At 59.9% G+C, this 16,677-nt stretch carries 14 protein-coding genes; 13 read left to right on the top strand and 1 reads right to left on the bottom strand.

Annotated features, from left to right (window positions below; all coding sequences use genetic code 11):
* Positions 1 to 114 precede the first annotated feature (114 nt).
* The gene (locus tag Q4E11_RS00450) at positions 115 to 1,002 is read right to left on the bottom strand and encodes a RecB family exonuclease (protein WP_303162703.1); all 888 of its coding nucleotides are present in this window, start codon (positions 1,000 to 1,002) and stop codon (positions 115 to 117) included.
* Positions 1,003 to 1,126: 124 nt separating this feature from the next.
* Between Q4E11_RS00450 and Q4E11_RS00445 the strand changes: the two genes are divergently transcribed.
* From Q4E11_RS00445 to cbiT, 13 genes are all read left to right on the top strand, one after another.
* A complete protein-coding gene (locus Q4E11_RS00445; protein ID WP_303162702.1) occupies positions 1,127 to 1,969 on the top strand; it encodes a tRNA (adenine-N1)-methyltransferase in 843 nt (280 codons plus the stop codon).
* Positions 1,970 to 2,076: 107 nt separating this feature from the next.
* Entirely contained in the window at positions 2,077 to 3,654 is a 1,578-nt protein-coding gene (gene arc / locus Q4E11_RS00440) for a proteasome ATPase (protein WP_303162700.1), read from the top strand.
* Positions 3,647 to 5,227: a depupylase/deamidase Dop gene (gene dop, locus Q4E11_RS00435; RefSeq protein ID WP_303162699.1), complete on the top strand. Its 1,581-nt coding sequence runs from the start codon at positions 3,647 to 3,649 to the stop codon at positions 5,225 to 5,227. The genes arc and dop overlap by 8 nt, the downstream gene beginning before the upstream one ends.
* A gap of 51 nt (positions 5,228 to 5,278) precedes the next feature.
* Positions 5,279 to 5,473 carry a ubiquitin-like protein Pup gene (locus Q4E11_RS00430; protein ID WP_005510795.1) on the top strand — a complete coding sequence of 65 codons (195 nt, stop codon included), beginning with the start codon at positions 5,279 to 5,281 and terminating at the stop codon, positions 5,471 to 5,473.
* A 63-nt stretch (positions 5,474 to 5,536) separates the two neighbouring features.
* A complete protein-coding gene (gene pafA, locus Q4E11_RS00425; protein ID WP_303163452.1) occupies positions 5,537 to 6,976 on the top strand; it encodes a Pup--protein ligase in 1,440 nt (479 codons plus the stop codon).
* Between the two features lie 19 nt (positions 6,977 to 6,995).
* Positions 6,996 to 7,997 carry a YafY family protein gene (locus tag Q4E11_RS00420; protein WP_303162697.1) on the top strand — a complete coding sequence of 334 codons (1,002 nt, stop codon included), beginning with the start codon at positions 6,996 to 6,998 and terminating at the stop codon, positions 7,995 to 7,997.
* Positions 7,994 to 8,995 (top strand): YafY family protein, encoded by a 1,002-nt coding sequence (locus tag Q4E11_RS00415; protein ID WP_303162695.1) that lies wholly within the window; start codon positions 7,994 to 7,996, stop codon positions 8,993 to 8,995. Before Q4E11_RS00420 ends, Q4E11_RS00415 begins: the two co-directional genes overlap by 4 nt.
* A 90-nt stretch (positions 8,996 to 9,085) precedes the next feature.
* Positions 9,086 to 9,442, top strand: a complete 357-nt coding sequence (gene tatA / locus Q4E11_RS00410; protein ID WP_303162694.1) for a Sec-independent protein translocase subunit TatA — start codon at positions 9,086 to 9,088, stop codon at positions 9,440 to 9,442.
* 84 nt (positions 9,443 to 9,526) lie between these two features.
* Positions 9,527 to 10,687: a twin-arginine translocase subunit TatC gene (gene tatC / locus Q4E11_RS00405; RefSeq protein ID WP_368410393.1), complete on the top strand. Its 1,161-nt coding sequence runs from the start codon at positions 9,527 to 9,529 to the stop codon at positions 10,685 to 10,687.
* Between the two features lie 24 nt (positions 10,688 to 10,711).
* Entirely contained in the window at positions 10,712 to 13,489 is a 2,778-nt protein-coding gene (locus Q4E11_RS00400; protein ID WP_303162692.1) for an RNA helicase, read from the top strand.
* Positions 13,490 to 13,512: 23 nt separating this feature from the next.
* On the top strand, positions 13,513 to 14,679 hold the full coding sequence (locus Q4E11_RS00395; protein ID WP_303162690.1) for a Xaa-Pro peptidase family protein: 1,167 nt from the start codon (positions 13,513 to 13,515) through the stop codon (positions 14,677 to 14,679).
* 8 nt (positions 14,680 to 14,687) lie between these two features.
* Positions 14,688 to 15,452: an SDR family NAD(P)-dependent oxidoreductase gene (locus tag Q4E11_RS00390; RefSeq protein ID WP_303162689.1), complete on the top strand. Its 765-nt coding sequence runs from the start codon at positions 14,688 to 14,690 to the stop codon at positions 15,450 to 15,452.
* Complete coding sequence (gene cbiT, locus Q4E11_RS00385) at positions 15,449 to 16,660, top strand: precorrin-6Y C5,15-methyltransferase (decarboxylating) subunit CbiT (RefSeq protein ID WP_303162688.1); 1,212 nt, start codon at positions 15,449 to 15,451, stop codon at positions 16,658 to 16,660. Before Q4E11_RS00390 ends, cbiT begins: the two co-directional genes overlap by 4 nt.
* Positions 16,661 to 16,677 lie beyond the last annotated feature (17 nt).

Below are 16,677 nucleotides of genomic sequence, written 5' to 3'. Positions count from 1 at the left end.
AAGCCAGGCGCACCTGGCTGCCGCATACACCCCCAAACAAAGTGACTTGGTTTATGGCAAAAATTCGGCAAAACTAGCCGTCAAAGTGCCATAACCCTAGTCACTAACTTTTCGCTAACTGCTGCCACCATCGCCAACGGCGCCAGGCCAACCCGGGTACTCCGGGGTGACCCCGCCGTAGGCAGGGCAGAGGTGCTGGAACGAACACCAGCCACACAGCTTGGACTTCTTCGGAACGAAGTCACCATTTTCCCCATCGCGCACAATTGATTGCCAAAGGTCAGCAACCTCGGCCTGGAATGCCTCCAGTTCCGCGGCGGTTGGGCTCAAAATGAGGTCATCGGCAACCTTCAGATACATAAGTCGCAGCTGCTCGGGGATTCGGCCGGTCAAGCGCCACCAGACAAGAGCGTAAAAACGCATCTGGAACAGGGCCTCACCCTGGAAGCGAGGCGATGGCTTCTTGCCCGTCTTGTAGTCGACAATGCGCACCTCACCGGTTGGGGCAATATCCACGCGGTCGATAAACCCACGCAGCGGAACCGACAGCGGAACAGTGGCATCGGCCATGGGCTCGATGACCAGCTGGACGAACTTCTCCATCTCGGCAGCATCGAAGCCCATGGGGTTTTCCATCATGAAGTAGCCCTTGAGTAGGCCGCGACATTCAACCAGAAAGTCGTAATAATCTTCCTCTGGCACGAGTTCAATGAGCTCCGCGTCCTTGGCGCTCATCTCTTCCCACGTGGGCTTGAGTCGCTTAACCGCAGCCGGGTAGGTGCGTTCCTCACGCGGCCAGGCATGCATCTGTTCCAGCACCGCGTGCACCAATGTGCCCTTGACCTGCGCCACCGTCGAGGGTTCGGCAATCTTGTCAATTGCCCGGAACCGATACTTCAGTGGGCACTGGCGATAATCATTAGCTCGTGACGGCGACAGCGCCAGCTTGGAGCGCCGTGGAGTCTGAACTGCTGACTTAGAACTTTGGGCATTGTCGGGCATACTAGCCAGGTTAGAGTACCAACCACATCTGACCGCATTTGACTGCACTTGACCGCATTTGTGGCCTCTAAGATTGGCAAAACAAAAACTGGCAAAACACCCCACAAAAGGAGCCTTCGCACTTATGGCACTAAGCGGACCATTCCAGGTCGGCGACCGAGTCCAGTTGACGGACTCGAAGAATCGCCACTTCACCATCATCCTCGAAGAAGGCGGCAAGTTCTTCACTCACCGCGGCACCATCCTGCACGATGACCTGATTGGCGCCAACGAGGGCACCACTGTCACTTCCAGCGAGGACACCGTCTACCTGGCAATGCGACACCTCTTGGTTGACTACGTTCTGTCCATGCCCCGCGGCGCCGCCGTGATTTACCCTAAGGACGCCGCCCAAATCATTATCGAAGGCGACATCTTCCCAGGCGCCCGCGTCCTGGAGGCCGGCGCCGGCTCTGGGGCGTTGAGTCTCAGTCTCCTTCGCGCCATCGGCCCAGAGGGAAAGCTTATTTCCTACGAGGTCCGCGAAGATCACATCGAGCACGCCGAGCGCAATGTCATCGACTTTATGGGGCACAAGCCCGACAACTGGGACCTGCGCCTGGGCGATCTCAACGAAGCCACCACTGAGTCCCTGGGCGGCTCAGTCGACCGTGTCATTCTGGACATGCTCGCGCCGTGGGAGTGCCTGGACACGGTGTCGAAGGTTCTCCAACCCGGCGGTGTGCTCATGGCCTATGTCGCCACCGTCCCGCAGCTGATGAAGGTCATGGAGGGCATCCGCGCCCAGAAGTGCTTCACCGAGCCGCGCGCCTGGGAATCGGTGGTCCGCGACTGGAATGTCAAGGATCTCTCCGTACGCCCCGCTCACCGTATGCAGGCACACACCGCATTCTTGGTGTGGGCACGCAGGCTTGCCGACGGCACGGTGCCCCCGCGTCCTCAACGTCGAAACCAAGTCAAGCTCTAAGAGGTGTGGACTGTGGGGAGGTGTAGACGTCGTAAAGCGTGATCCGACACACGGTCTAAATCGACTAAGCGCAAACGGCATCCGCCCCTATGGGTAATCTGGGGTACATGACAACGCCGTCTGACAAAATCCGTGATCTAGAGCAGAAGAACTACAACCTCGGTATTCGCAATAATCGCCTGGTTGAGCTTCTGCGGGACTCCCGCAACAAGCTAGAGCTGCTGCGGCAGGACATGGAAGACATGCTGCAGCCGCCGAGCACGTACGGTATTTTCCTCAAGCCGGGTCCGCAGAAGGGCACGGCTGAGGTGTTTACCGGCAATCGCCGGATGCGCTTGCATGTGCAGCCGGAGATTAATGAGCGAGCGTTGCGTCCCGGCGCGCAGGTGCGTCTGAATGAGGGCTCAATTATTGTGGAGGACTGCGGTTATCCGGAAAGTGGCGATATCGCGAACGTCCGCGAAGTGCTGCCGGATAAACAGCGTATTTTGGCCTCGGATACTCATGGTGAGGAATTCGTGGTCTCGCTGGCAGGCGAGCTGTCACCGAAGCCGGGGGACTCGGTGATGATTGACCGCAAGTCGGGCTACGCCTTTGAGGTTATCCCGAAGTCCGAGGTGGAAAATCTGGTGCTGGAAGAGGTACCGGATGTCACCTACACCGATATTGGTGGCCTGGATAGCCAGATTGAGCAAATCCACGATGCCGTGGAGATGCCATTTTTGCAGCCGGAGCTGTTTGAGCAGTACAACCTGCGCCCACCAAAGGGCGTACTGCTCTATGGTCCTCCCGGCAACGGTAAGACGCTGATTGCAAAGGCCGTGGCTAATTCGCTGGCGCGCAAGATTGCGCTGTCACGGGGTAAAAGCGCCGCTGAGGCGGAGCGTGCACAGTCCTACTTCTTGAATGTCAAGGGCCCGGAGCTTTTGAACAAGTTCGTCGGTGAGACTGAGCGCCAGATTCGTCTAATCTTCGACCGCGCTCGTGATATCGCTGAAGATGGCAAGCCGGTCATTGTCTTCTTCGATGAGATGGACTCAATTTTCCGCACTCGTGGCTCGGGGATTTCCTCGGATATGGAAAACACGGTGGTCCCGCAGCTGCTCAGTGAGCTAGACGGTGTAGAGGGCCTGGAAAACGTCATCGTCATTGGTGCGACTAACCGTGAGGAAATGATTGACCCAGCAATCCTGCGTCCGGGCCGCTTGGATGTGAAGATTCGCATTGAGCGTCCGAATGAGGAAGCCGCGAAGGATATTTTCCGCAAGTACCTGACGCCGAATCTGCCGTACAACGCCGCTGAGGTGGAACAAAATGGTGGGGTAGACCAGACTGTTTCCCACCTGATTGACCAGGTGGTGGAGCGGATGTACGCCAAGAGCAAGGAAAATGAGTACGTTCGAATCCGCTATGCCGACGGCACCAGCGAGACAATGTACTACCGTGATTTCAACTCCGGCGCCATGATTTCCAACATTGTGGATCGCGCGAAGAAGTCCGCAATCAAGACTGTCATTGCCGGCGGTGAGGCAGGTATTAGTAAGGAACACCTGCTGGCTGCGGTTGCTGAGGAGTTCGCGCAGAATGAAGACCTGCCGAATACCTCGAACCCGGATGAGTGGGCACGTATATCCGGTCGCCCGGCCTCGCGCGTGGCATCGGTCGAGGTGATCCACCATGACTAAGTCTGAAAATTCTAAGCCCGCAAAGCCGACCCGCTTTTTCGGCACCGAAATTGAGTACGGCATCTCCAGCCCGGATAACCCCACTGTCAGTCCGATTCTGACCTCCACGCAGGCCGTGCTGGCTTTTGCGCATGAGCAGGAGGAGGGCCTGTCGGGCCGTATCCGCTGGGACTACGCGCCGGAGTCACCGCTGCGCGATAGTCGTGGCTTTGACCTGCGCCGCTACCACCAGCCCCCGGTGGTGGACCCCAACGCGGTCGGTGCCGCGAACCTGCTAGTGCAAAATGGCGCTCGTTTCTATGTAGACCACGCGCACCCGGAGTACTCCGCGCCGGAGACGGCAACTGCGCGCGAGGCGGTCATCGCCGACCGTGCGGGAGATAAAATCATGCTGCGCGCGGCCAAGCTTGCCGCCGAAACCACTGATGAAGAGGGCAATCCCGGGCCGACACTGAAGCTCTACCGCAACAACGTCGACGGCAAGGGCGCCTCCTACGGCGCACACGAAAACTACTTGTTCTCCCGCGAGACCGAGTTCGATGACATTGTCGCTGGTCTGACACCCTTTTTCGTCACTCGCCAGGTTTTCACTGGCGCTGGTCGCGTAGGACTCGGCCAGACTGGACAGGATTCCGGTTTCCAGATCTCTCAGCGCGCGGATTACATCGAAACTGAAGTGTCGTTGGAGACCACTCTGAACCGCGGTATCATCAACACTCGCGATGAGCCGCACGCGGACTCCGAGCGTTTCCGTCGTCTGCACGTCATCATCGGTGACGCCAACATGAGTGAGGTCGCCACTTTCCTCAAGATTGGCGCCACCGGTCTAGTCATCGACGCCATCGAAGACGGCGTCCGCTTCGATGACCTGCAGCTGCGCGACCCGGTCGCCGCTGTCCACGAGGTCTCGCGCGATTTGACGTGCACCAAGAAGCTGCAGCTGGCAGATCACGTCTCATGGATGTCCGCAGTGGAAATGCAGTATGAATACCTCCGTCGCGTGGAGCGCTACGACGCGCAGGGCGACGTCGTCAAGCTGTGGCGCGAAGTGCTCGACGTGCTTGCCGACGACCCCAGGAAGGCATCCCACCTGCTGGATTGGGTGGCTAAATACAACCTCATGGAGGGCTTACGCGCCCGCCTGGGAGCGGGCTGGGATCACCCGAAGTTGGCACTGATTGATATTCAGTACTCCGATATTGATCCCGCTCGTGGCCTGTACTATGCGCTGGTGCGGCGTGGCTCAATGCGCACGCTGGTGACCGAGGAAGAGGTTGACCGCGCGGTCAATTTCGCGCCGGAGTCCACGCGTGCGTACACGCGCGGTGGCATTTTGCGCCGATTTGGCAAAGATGTTGTAGCGGGCAGTTGGACCAGCCTGGTGGTGGACACGGCGGGGGTGTATCGACGCACCCGCGATGTGGCATCGGAGGGAATTAAGCTGGCCTACATTACGCTGGATGAAGTTGACCGGTTTACCGCGGCCGAGTGCGGTGAGGTGCTGGAGTCAGCGGAAACTATTGCTGATGTCGTTGATTATCTGCGCACGCTCGGCGCGGTTCACGAGCAGTAAGACCGTAATCGAAACTGATTTATACAACTGATTTTTAAGGAGCATTGACACATGGCTGGAAACACTCAGGTATTCGGCGGCGGATCCGGTGGCGGCGACGAGGAAGAGTTCGGCGAGGTGGCAGGCGGCGGCCAGGCTCAGGAGCACGTCGCAGCTGCTGATGACCTCCTCGATGAGATTGACGGTCTGCTGGAAAACAACGCCGAGGAATTCGTGCGTTCGTACGTCCAGAAGGGTGGCCAGTAAGAAGTGACCCAGGAGCAGTCGTCGGAGCAGGCTCCGGCTCCTCAGGAGAATCCGCAACAGGCGCTGACCAGGCGCATCACTGGTATCGAGACCGAGTATGGCATCACGTTGACTTTAGATGGCACACGCCGTCTGGGCCCGGACGAGATTGCTCGCTATATGTTTCGGCCGGTGATTTCCAAGTACGGTGCGACCAATATTTTCACACCCAATGCCGGTCGCCTGTACCTGGATGTCGGCAGTCACCCGGAATATGCCACCGCTGAGTGCGACTCGGTGTCGCAGCTGGTCGCCTATGACCGCGCGGGCGAGCTCATCCTCAATGAGCTGGCTGAAAGGGCCGAAGCCGACCTTGCCGAGGAAGGCATTGGAGGCAAGGTCTACCTGCTCAAAAACAATGTCGACACGGTCGGCAACTCCTACGGTTGTCACGAAAACTACCTGGTTGGCCGCGAACTGGGGCTGAAGTCCCTGTCGAAGCTGCTGCTGCCGTTCTTGGTCACACGCCAGCTCATTTGCGGTGCGGGCAAGATTTTCCTGCCGTACCCGACCTCGCCGTACCACAACGATCCGATTCAGTACTGCTTCTCGCAGCGCGCAGATCATGTGTGGGAGGGCGTCTCCAGTGCGACGACACGCTCTAGGCCAATCATTAACACCCGCGATGAGCCACATGCGGACTCCAATCGTTTCCGCCGCCTGCATGTCATTGTCGGTGACTCCAATATGAGCGAGACCACCACCGCACTCAAGATTGGCTCTACGCAACTGGTGCTGGAAATGATTGAGGCCGGTGTGAAGCTGCCGGACTTCGAGGTGGCCAACGAGATTAAGTCGATTCGTGCCGTCAGCCGTGACATGACGGGCAGGGCCGAAATCCCGCTGCGTGATGGCAATACCGCAACTGCGCTGCAGATTCAGCGTGCATTTTTGGAAGCTGCGACGGAGTGGCTGAAGGTCCGCGATGCCCACATGGTCAACGAAGACAAGGGCATTGCCGGCACTGGTACCTCCAATGAGGAAATGAGCCGCATCGTTGAACTGTGGGGCCGCGCGCTCGATGCCGTGGAAACTGGGGACTGGAGCCTCATTGAACACGACATTGACTGGGCCATTAAGTACTCGCTGATTAAGCGTTACCTGGACCGCGGCCTGACTCTGGAAGATCCGAAGCTTCACCAGATTGACCTGGCTTACCACGATATCCGCCCAGGTCGCGGTATCTTCCGCGCGCTGGAAGCACGTGGTGTTGCCTCTCGTTGGATCACTGATGAGCAGGTGGCGGAGGCGGTTCGCACCGCACCGCCAACTACTCGCGCGAAGCTGCGTGGTGAATTCCTGGCAGCCGCTGCGGACTCCGAGCTAAAGACCGTGGTCGACTGGACACATCTGAAGATCTCCGGCGAGGATTCTGTCTCTGTCATGCTGGGCGACCCATTTGCTACGGACAACGCCGAGGTCGCCGAGATGATTCAGACGCTCACAGCAGCGAAGAAGTCCTAGGAAAAGGAGCCTCACACTCGTGCCTGTCCCACCCGCATCCGATCGGCCCGAAAACACCGGGGTCAGTGAAAACCGCCGCCAGGTTCAGCTTTTGCTCGCGCTTGCCGACGACACCGGGTGGGTCAGCGAGTCGTGGATCTTCAAACATGTCGAGGGATATTCCCGCGTGTCCGAGGATTCTCGGGCCAGGTACTTGCGCGCGGACACCGCAGCGCTCCTTGCGGCTGGGGTCCCGGTGGAGGTGTCGTCGTCAAGCACGAGCGATAAGCCGAAGCGCCTTCGTTTGAACAGACATCGGTGGGCACAGGAGAACCCCAGCTTCACTGAGCAGGAAGCCTCGGTGATGTTTCAGGCGGCGAATGCGGCGTTTTCCAGCGAGGATCTCGGTGCGACGGCAGTTTCCGCGTGGCAGAAGTTGGCATCGTTTGCACGGCGTAAGACCATCGCCAAGCCAGATGAGTCGGTGGTCGTCGCCGATCCGATTGATATGACTCGGGAAGACTTCAGCACGCTACTGGCTGCGATGACGCAACCGCGACGCACTGTGGAGATGTGGTACGCGCGGCAATACGGTGTTGATGACGAACTGCGCATGCTTGAGCCGTGGGGAATGATTAACCTGCGCGGACGCTTTTATGTGCTCGGCTTCGATCCGCAGCGCGGCGCCGCCAGGATGTTCCGCCTCAGTCGCGTGCGCGATGTCTCCGATACCGGCACCTCGGCGACACAGCCGATGCCTAGTGGAGACTTGCAGCAAGTCGCGGAGGATATGTTGCACCGCGGCGAGACACTGCATGAGGCGATTGTGCGAGTGCGCCCGGGCACCTGCGGGGATGTTGTGATGCACGCGACGGGGCTGGGGGACGGCCGCTACCGGCTGCCAGCTACGACAATGCGCGAGATTGTCTCCACGGCTTTGAGCTTTGCCCCTGATTTGGTGGTGGAATCACCGGCCGAGGCGCACTCCGAAGTGATTGCGAAGCTGCAGCAAGTGCTGGCCAAGCAGGAGGTGGAGCAATGAGCGTTCATTCCGCACGCGAGTTGGAGGCGGATATCAGTGTCGATGAGCTGCTGGCCATCGTGCCGTACTTCGCGGACTACCGCTCTATGACAGAAGCCGCCACGGAGTTGGATATTCCTTTTGCTCGCATTCGCTCAATTGTGAGCCAGCTGGAAGAGATTGATCAGCCGGGGCTGCTCGGGGTTCGCGCTTTTGCCGTCGATTACCGCGGCAGCTTCGATGTGCGAATTACTCCAAAGGTCGGTACACTCAGCCAGCCGCGAGCGCTATCGGGCGAGGAGACTGCCACCTTGCTGCTGATTCTGGAGACCATTGAAGATACCGGCGATGCCGAATCTTCCCGGGCCGCGCAGTCGGCGGCACTGAAACTGCGCCGAGCGTTGGGAACCTCGGTTCCCGTCATTGACTCGGACGCAGCTGACGATGGCAAGTCCTTTGCCTTGTCTGAGGAGATTTACGCGGCGCTTCATCAGCGCAAAGTGCTAAAAGTTCGCTACCGAAAATCCTCCGGCGAAATCACGGTACGCGAGCTCGACTGCGTCAACGTGTTCACCGTCGAATCAGTGACGTACCTGCGCGCCGTCGACCGCGCCGACGACATCGCCATTCAAAAGAGCTTCCGCGTCGACCGCATCGTCGATGCCGAAGTTCTGGATATCCCAGCTGCCTTCCATCGCCCAGTACCTGTGGATATTCGCGATCCACACGCCTTCGGTACGGACGGCGGAGCCTCAGAGTGGGCGAGTGTGCTTATCGACGCCGACGCCACCTGGATTGCTGACTACGAACCGGTATTTTTTACCGAGAATGCCGATCACCCCTCCGAGGCAGGGGAGTTTACCGCAGAGGTCCCCATGTCAAATGTGGCTGCTACTGCTTCCTTCGTACTCCGCCGTTCACCGAACGTGAGAGTTATCGCACCAAAAGAATTGAAAAAAGCCGTTGTTGCGCGCGCCTCGGAGGCTTTGGCAGAGTATGGTCTAAACGACAAAACTTAAAATCGGGACTTCAAACTCCCGGATAGTGGCACGGACGCCAGATTAACGTTGGGCCACATGTACATCTTCATCTGAAAGGTCAATAAGCGGATGCCAAACCTAGGTCCCTGGGAAATCATCATTATCCTGGTTGTTCTTGTTTTGCTCTTCGGCGCGAAGAAGCTTCCGGATGCCGCTCGTTCGCTCGGCCGCTCCATGCGTATTTTCAAGTCTGAGGTCAAGGAAATGCGCAACGATGACGACCAGCAGGAGCAGCAGGCCGCCATTCAGCAGGCTCCGCAGGCACAGCCGCAGCAGCCGTACACCGAGTACGCTCAGCCGCAGCCGCAGCAGCCGCAGGCTCAGTACCAGCAGCCGGCGCCGCAGCAGCCGCAGTCCCCGCAGGCGCAGCAGTACCAGCAGCCGCAGCAGCCTGGCCAGAACTACCCCGGCCAGCCGCAGCAGTAGTAGAAAGCCGGTTGAAGCGTGACTTCAGCTAAAACCACATCACGTCCTCGGAAGCGCGGTCGAAAGCGCAATCCCGAGGGCGTGATGACCATTGTTGAGCACATCCAAGAGCTCCGACATCGCCTCATTCTGTCGCTCGCCGGAATTGCCGTCGGCACGATTTTGGGCTTCATCTGGTACCAGACCGCATTCACAATTGGCCCGTACCGCATTCCGTTTACGTCAGCCGATTTCGGTCCGCTACATTTCAAGTCCCTCGGTGAGCTGCTGAAGGATCCGTACTGTCAGCTGCCGCCGGAGATGCGTCTGGGCGGCGGCGAAGGTGCCGAGTGTCGTCTGCTGGCAACCAGCCCATTTGAGATGTTCATGCTGCGACTGAAGGTCGGTGCGCTGGCCGGTCTGGTGCTGTCATCGCCATGGTGGCTCTACCAGATTTGGGCGTACATCACTCCAGGCCTGGTTCGCAGGGAACGCCGCATGACGCGAATGGTGGTCACTGCCGCAGCACTTCTGTTTGTCATGGGTTCGGTTCTGGCATACTTCGTTGTCGCCTACGGTCTGGAGTTCTTGCTTCAGATTGGTGATGAGACGCAGATTTCTGCACTCACCGGTCAAAAGTACTTTGGCTTCCTGCTGGCTTTGATTTTGGTCTTCGGCGTCAGCTTCGAGGTACCGCTCTTTGTCGTCATGCTGAATATCGCCGGCGTGATTACCTACGAGTCTGTCAAGGATAAGCGCGCCATTATCATCATGTCGCTGTTTATCTTTGCGGCATTCATGACACCGGGACAGGATCCGGTCTCCATGGTTGCAATGGCCACGGCGCTGACACTGCTGGTAGAAATCGCCATCCAGTTCTGTCGCATCCATGACCGTCGTAAAGCAAATAGCCGTCCTGAGTGGTTGGACTTGGACGATGAACAGGGCTCGGGTCCCATCGCCTCGTCCGGCCCAATTGCGGCTTCCGGCGGCATTGGCGAAATCGGGGGCATCGGAGCCCCGACTTCAGTGGGAGCGCCAACCTCGATTCAGCCGGGTGGTGCACCACACGCATCGGCAGCTCCGAGTGCCTCGCAGATTCCAGGACCGACTCCGGTGAACCAGCCGACGCAGATGCCACAGCAGCAGATGCCGCAGTCTCGCCCGACGCGCAATTCGCGCCCACCGCGCCCGATGCCGGAGGTTCCGCCACGGCCGACAGACTTCCGAAATCGCCCGCCGAGTGACTTCGATGATGTTCTCTAGCGCGGTTTATGACACTCTAGAGGCATGACTCTTCTCGGCGAATTCGTTAGCCAACAGGATTTCGATCTCGACGACTTTCAGCTCCGCGCCTGCCAATCCATTGAGGCAGGGCGGGGCGTTGTCGTCTGCGCGCCCACCGGAGCTGGCAAAACCATCGTCGGCGAATTCGCCATCTATGCAGCCCTCGACGGCGGTGGTAAGTGTTTCTACACCACACCGATTAAGGCGCTGAGCAACCAGAAGTATCACGACTTAGTCGAGGACTACGGCGAGGACCGCGTTGGTCTACTCACCGGTGATACCTCTATTAACGGCGACGCCGACATCGTTGTGATGACCACCGAGGTCTTACGCAACATGATCTATGCGGGCTCGCCGACGCTGAAGAAGCTCACGCACGTGGTGATGGATGAGATTCACTATCTCGCCGACCGTGAGCGCGGCGCGGTGTGGGAAGAGGTCATCTTGAACCTCGACCCGTCAGTGGCGGTCATCGGTCTATCAGCGACCGTGTCCAACTCCGAGGAGTTCGGCCGCTGGCTGTCAACCGTGCGCGGTCACACTGATGTCATTGTCACGGACCTACGCCCGGTTCCGTTGCACCAGCACATGCTGGTCGGCCACCGTCTGTACCCACTATTTGAAGCGAAATCTGACAAGGTCAATCGCGATTTACTGGAGGCCTGCCGCCGTGCCGAGTTCGGCTATGGGGATGCCGGAGCCAAGGAGCGCTACCAGTACAAGAAGCACAAGGGCGGCGGTCGCTCCTACAGCTGGGGAGACAAGGGTCAGCGCAAGTTCCGTCCGCCCAAGCGTGCCGACGTCGTTAAAATGCTCGGCTCGCTCAACATGCTGCCGGCAATCTTCTTCATTTTCTCCCGCGCAGGCTGTGAGGGTGCACTCGCACAGGTCGGTGCGTCACGCATCGAGCTGACGGATAAGGACGAGCAGACACGCATCGCCAAAATCATCGACGACGGCGTTGCCCACATCCCACAGGATGACCTGCAGGTCCTCGGTTTCCTGCGCTGGCGCCGCATTCTCATCCGCGGTTTTGCCGCTCACCACGCGGGCATGCTGCCAGCATTCCGCCACATCGTTGAAGAGCTCTTCAACGAGGGCCTGGTCAAGGTAGTCTTCGCCACCGAGACGCTCGCGCTGGGCATCAACATGCCCGCCCGCACCGTGGTGCTGGAAAAGCTGGTGAAGTTCAACGGCGAGGCACACGTCGATCTCACTGCCGGGCAGTACACGCAGATGACCGGTCGCGCTGGCCGCCGCGGCATTGATGTGGTCGGCAATGCCGTGGTGCAGTGGGCACCGGCGATGGATCCGAAGGCCGTCGCAGGCCTTGCCTCCACCCGCACCTACCCGCTGATTTCCACCTTCGCGCCGAGCTACAACATGAGCGTCAACCTCCTGCAGACGCTCGGCTACGAGGGCTCGAAGAGGGTGATGGAGCGCTCGTTTGCCCAGTTCCAAGCCGATGGCGACATTGTCGGGGTGGCCGCCGAACTGACCAAGGCCAAGCAACGCGCCGCGGCTCTGCGTGCGGAGATTCTCGGCAGGGGAGCCGACGCGGACGCAGAGGGGGCGGCGACGGAGTCGTCGCAAGGCACGGATTCGCGTGACGACGAGCGCCTGACCCAGATGCTCGAATACTTAGATCTGCGCGCAAAGTTGTCCCAGGAGGAGAAGAACGCCAAGCGTCGCAATATTGAAGATCGCCACACGGAGACGGTGACGTCCCTGCGCAGGCTGCGCCGAGGTGAGGTGATTCCGTTTCCAAAGGGCAAGAAGGTGCAACTCGCGGTGGTTTACCGCGAGGATCACTCGAAGAATAATCCGCGCCCGGGAATCATCAGTGTGGGTGGCTATGTGGGGCGCGTGGAACCGCATGTTTTCCCGGCAGCGCCACAGCCGGTGGGCTCAATTAAGCTGCCGCGTGATGCGGATCGGCATCCGCGACGCGCGCTGGGAATCGTGCGCTCTGAGATTGGCCGCAAGGGATTTAAGACTCCGAAGCGCCTGCGCCGTCGCAGCGGCGGCAACTCGCCTGCGGTAAAGAAGCTGCGCCAGGAGCTGCGGACACATCCGCTCCACGGCGATCCCGCGGTGGAGGACATGGCGCGACATGCTGACACGCTCCGCCAGGCAGAGGCCGAGGTTGCGGCATTGCAGAAGCGCGTCGACGCCGCCTCCGATACCTTGGCGCGCACGTTTGACCGCATGCTGCAGTTGCTCACTCAGATGGACTATGTGGACTGGCCGGAGGATGGCGAGCCTGCCATCACGGAGGAGGGCTTCCGGCTCGCGCAGATTCACAACGGTTCCGACCTGCTGGTTGCCACCTGCCTGCGCCGCGGCATTTGGGATGACTTAGATCCGGCAGAGCTGGCCGGCGCGGTATCCACGCTGGTGTTTGAAAACCGCAAGGCAACACAGGGCAGCGACGAAGTACCAACTGAACCGCTGGCCACAGCCATTGGGCATACCTACCGCATTTGGGAGGAGCTCTCGGCTGATGAGCGTCGTCTGCGTCTGCCGGTAACTGAGATGCCCGATATGGCTTTTGCCACGGCCATGCATCAGTGGACCGCTGGCGCGCCGCTGGGTTACTGCCTGCAGGCCGCGGCGGAATCGGGAGCCGAACTCACACCAGGCGACTTCGTTCGTTGGTGCCGCCAGGTCATCGATTTATTGCAGCAGATTAAGAAGACCGGTTACACCGATGAAATCCGCGACAAGGCAGCTGAGGCGGTTCAGGCCATCCGCAGGGGAGTAGTCGCTCTAAACAACTAGGTTGACGGGTAGAGTCGGGGACTATGAGTGAGAACCAATCTGGAAATCTCCCCGCTGACAATCTCTTTGCGTCCGCAACCTACGCAGAGCGCATCTCCCGCACCGTTGAGCTGCTGTCTGCGCGCGGTGTGGGTGCCGCCGTGTTCGGTACTGGCGCTGACCTGCAGTATCTCATCGGCTCCAATGTTTCCTCCCACGAACGGTTGACCGCGCTGGTCATCACCGCCACTGGCTCTACCACGCTGGTGCTGCCGGCGGTGGAGCGCGGTGATTTGGCCGCCTGCGCCATCGGCGATCTCGATGCCGAGGTCAAACTGTGGGAGGACGGCGCAAACCCGCACCAGATTGTGGCCGATTTGATTGGCAAGGTCGACACCATCGCGGTGGGTTCCTCCATCACTGCAGATCACCTCATTCCGCTGCAGGAGCTTACCGGCGCCAAGACTGTGCTGGCCGCCAATCTGCTCAAGGAACTGTTCATGCGCAAGGACGCAGCCGAAATTGAGCAGCTGCGCGAAGCGGGCGCTGCCATCGACCGCGTACATGCACGCGTACCGAGCATGCTGCGTGCTGGCCGCACCGAACGTGAGGTCGCTGAAGAAATCGATGCCGCCATCTTGGAAGAAGGCCACGTCGAGGTGGACTTCGTCATCGTCGGCTCGGCTGAAAATGGTGCAAACCCGCACCACGATTTCTCCGACCGCGTCATCGAAGATGGTGACGTTGTGGTGGTTGACATCGGAGGCGCTCTGCCGCGTGGCTACCACTCCGATTGCACGCGCACCTATGTCGTGGGTAAGCCCAGCGCAAAGGAGGCTTCGGCGTGGGCGGCTCTGCGCAAGGCGCAAGAGGCTGCGTTTGCCGCAGTTCGCCCGGGCGTGAAGGCCTCCGAGATTGATGCCATTGCGCGAAAGAGCCTGACGGCTGCCGGCTACGGCGAGTACTTCATTCACCGCACGGGCCACGGCATTGGTCTTTCCACCCACGAGGAACCGTTCATCATGGCCGGCAACGAGCTAGTGCTGGAGCCGGGGATGGCGTTTTCCATTGAACCGGGCGTGTACCTTCCGGGCGAATTCGGTATGCGACTGGAAGACATCGTCATTGTCACCGAAAATGGTGGCGAGTCCGTCAATAAGGGCCCGCACGAGCTCATTGAAGTTCCGGGTGACACTTCAAGGAAGGCTTAAAACGACGCATGGGACACGTTCTAGTACTGGGTGCCACTAGCGAAATCGGTGGGGAAGTCGCCGCTCGCCTGGCCAATCACAATACAGTGACTCTCGCGGCCCGCCGCACTGAAGCGCTGGATACCATAGCCGCGCGGCTGGTCGATTGCGGTGCCGTCGGTGTACACCGCATCTATTTCGAGGCCGACGACATTGCCGCACACCGCCAATTCGTCGAGCACGCCTGGCAGCACGGTCCCATTGATACCGTCATTGTCGCCTTCGGCATCCTGGGCAATCAGCGTGAGTGCGAGACTTCCGGCGAGGCTGCCGCCAAAGTCATTCACACGGACTTCACAGCACAGGCTTCGATTCTTACCGAGATTGTCGCGCGCATGGAGTCCGACATCGCATCCGGTACCTTGCCAGTGCGCGATGGCGTTGCCGGTCGCATCATGGCGTTTTCCTCCATCGCGGGTGCCCGTGTGCGCCGTGCGAATTACGTCTATGGCTCAGCGAAGGCAGGCCTGGACGGTTTCCTGCAGGGTATGCAGGACCGCCTGCACCGCACGCCGATTCAACTGACCATCGTGCGCCCGGGCTTCGTCATCGGCCGCATGACAGAAGGTATGAAACCGGCGCCGATGTCATCGCGCCCGGCTGAGGTCGCCGAAGCCGCTGTTACCGCCTTTGACGGCCGCAAACCCCATGTCTGGGTGCCCGGCAGGCTCGCATTGCTCGCCCACGCCACGCACCTGACACCTCGTTGGATCTGGAGAAAGATGCCTCGATGAGCCCCAAACTCCGCGTCGTCGGCATTGGCTGCGACGGTTTTACCGGGCTCAGCGCCCGCGCAGTCGGTGCGTTACGGTCCGCACGCCGGATTATCGGCTCGCCACGCCAACTCGAATTGCTTTACGACGTACCCTTAAGCGCCGAACTTCGACCGTGGCCAGCTGGCTTCTGGACGGACTGGCAGGCCACTCTCGCCGATATTGATCCGGCAGGGGACATCATTCTGGCCAGTGGTGATCCCATGTTCCATGGAGTTGGAGTATCGCTGGTTCGTGAACTTGGCCGCGGCGCAGTCGAAGTGATTCCGGCTCCGTCGTCGGCTTCGTTGGCCTGCGCCTATTTGGGGTGGCCGCTGCATGACACTCCGGTGGTCTCTCTGGTTACCGGTGCCGCAGGTGTCCTGGGTGCTGCGCGAGTGGTACCAGTGGCAGACCAAGCGCGTCCATTCTTGGTGCTGTGCCGCAACGCGGAATCCGTTTCTCATGTGGCCTATGTGTTGCGTAACCGCCCGGAGACCAAGCTCACAGCCTTGACCAATCTCGGTGGCACCGCTGATACTGGGCTGCCGCAGGCAGTAGTCGAGGGAACGGTGGACAACCCGCCGGTTGCCGCTGGTGACTTGACGGTGCTGGCAGTGGAACCGTCGGGAAGCGCGCGGGGCTGGCTCCGCGATGAAGACTTTGAAACCGATGGCCAGCTGACAAAATCTCCGATCCGACAGTTGACGGTGACCGCCCTGGATCCACGTCCCGGTGCCTTGCTGTGGGATGTCGGCGGTGGCACGGGCTCGATTGGTATCGAGTGGGCGCGTCATGGTGGTGTCGCGGAGATTTTTGAACGTGACAAGGAACGTGCACGCCGGATTGAGGCCAATGTGGTGGCGCTATCGGGCAATGCGACGGTGATTCTCGGTGAGGCGCCGGAGTCGCTGGCGCAATCGGACAATCGCCCGGATGTCATCTTCATCGGCGGTGGTCTGACCGCCGACGGCATGTTGGAGACCTGCTGGGAGCGACTTACGCCCGGCGGCAAGATTGTCGCCAATACGGTGACGCTGGAGTCTGAGGCGCTGTTGTGGCAGGCGCGTCACAGGTACGGTGGTGACATTACGCGTCTGCCGGTGGAGCGATCCGGTGCCGTCGGCAGCTTTACTGCCTGGCGGCCGGCACTCCCAGTAGTGCAGTGGGTTGCGGTAAAGCCTGTCTAGCCTGCGCTACCATGGAT

Source organism: Corynebacterium sp., assembly GCF_030532195.1.
Taxonomy (GTDB): domain Bacteria; phylum Actinomycetota; class Actinomycetes; order Mycobacteriales; family Mycobacteriaceae; genus Corynebacterium.
This window is presented reverse-complemented; position numbering and strand designations above follow the sequence as displayed.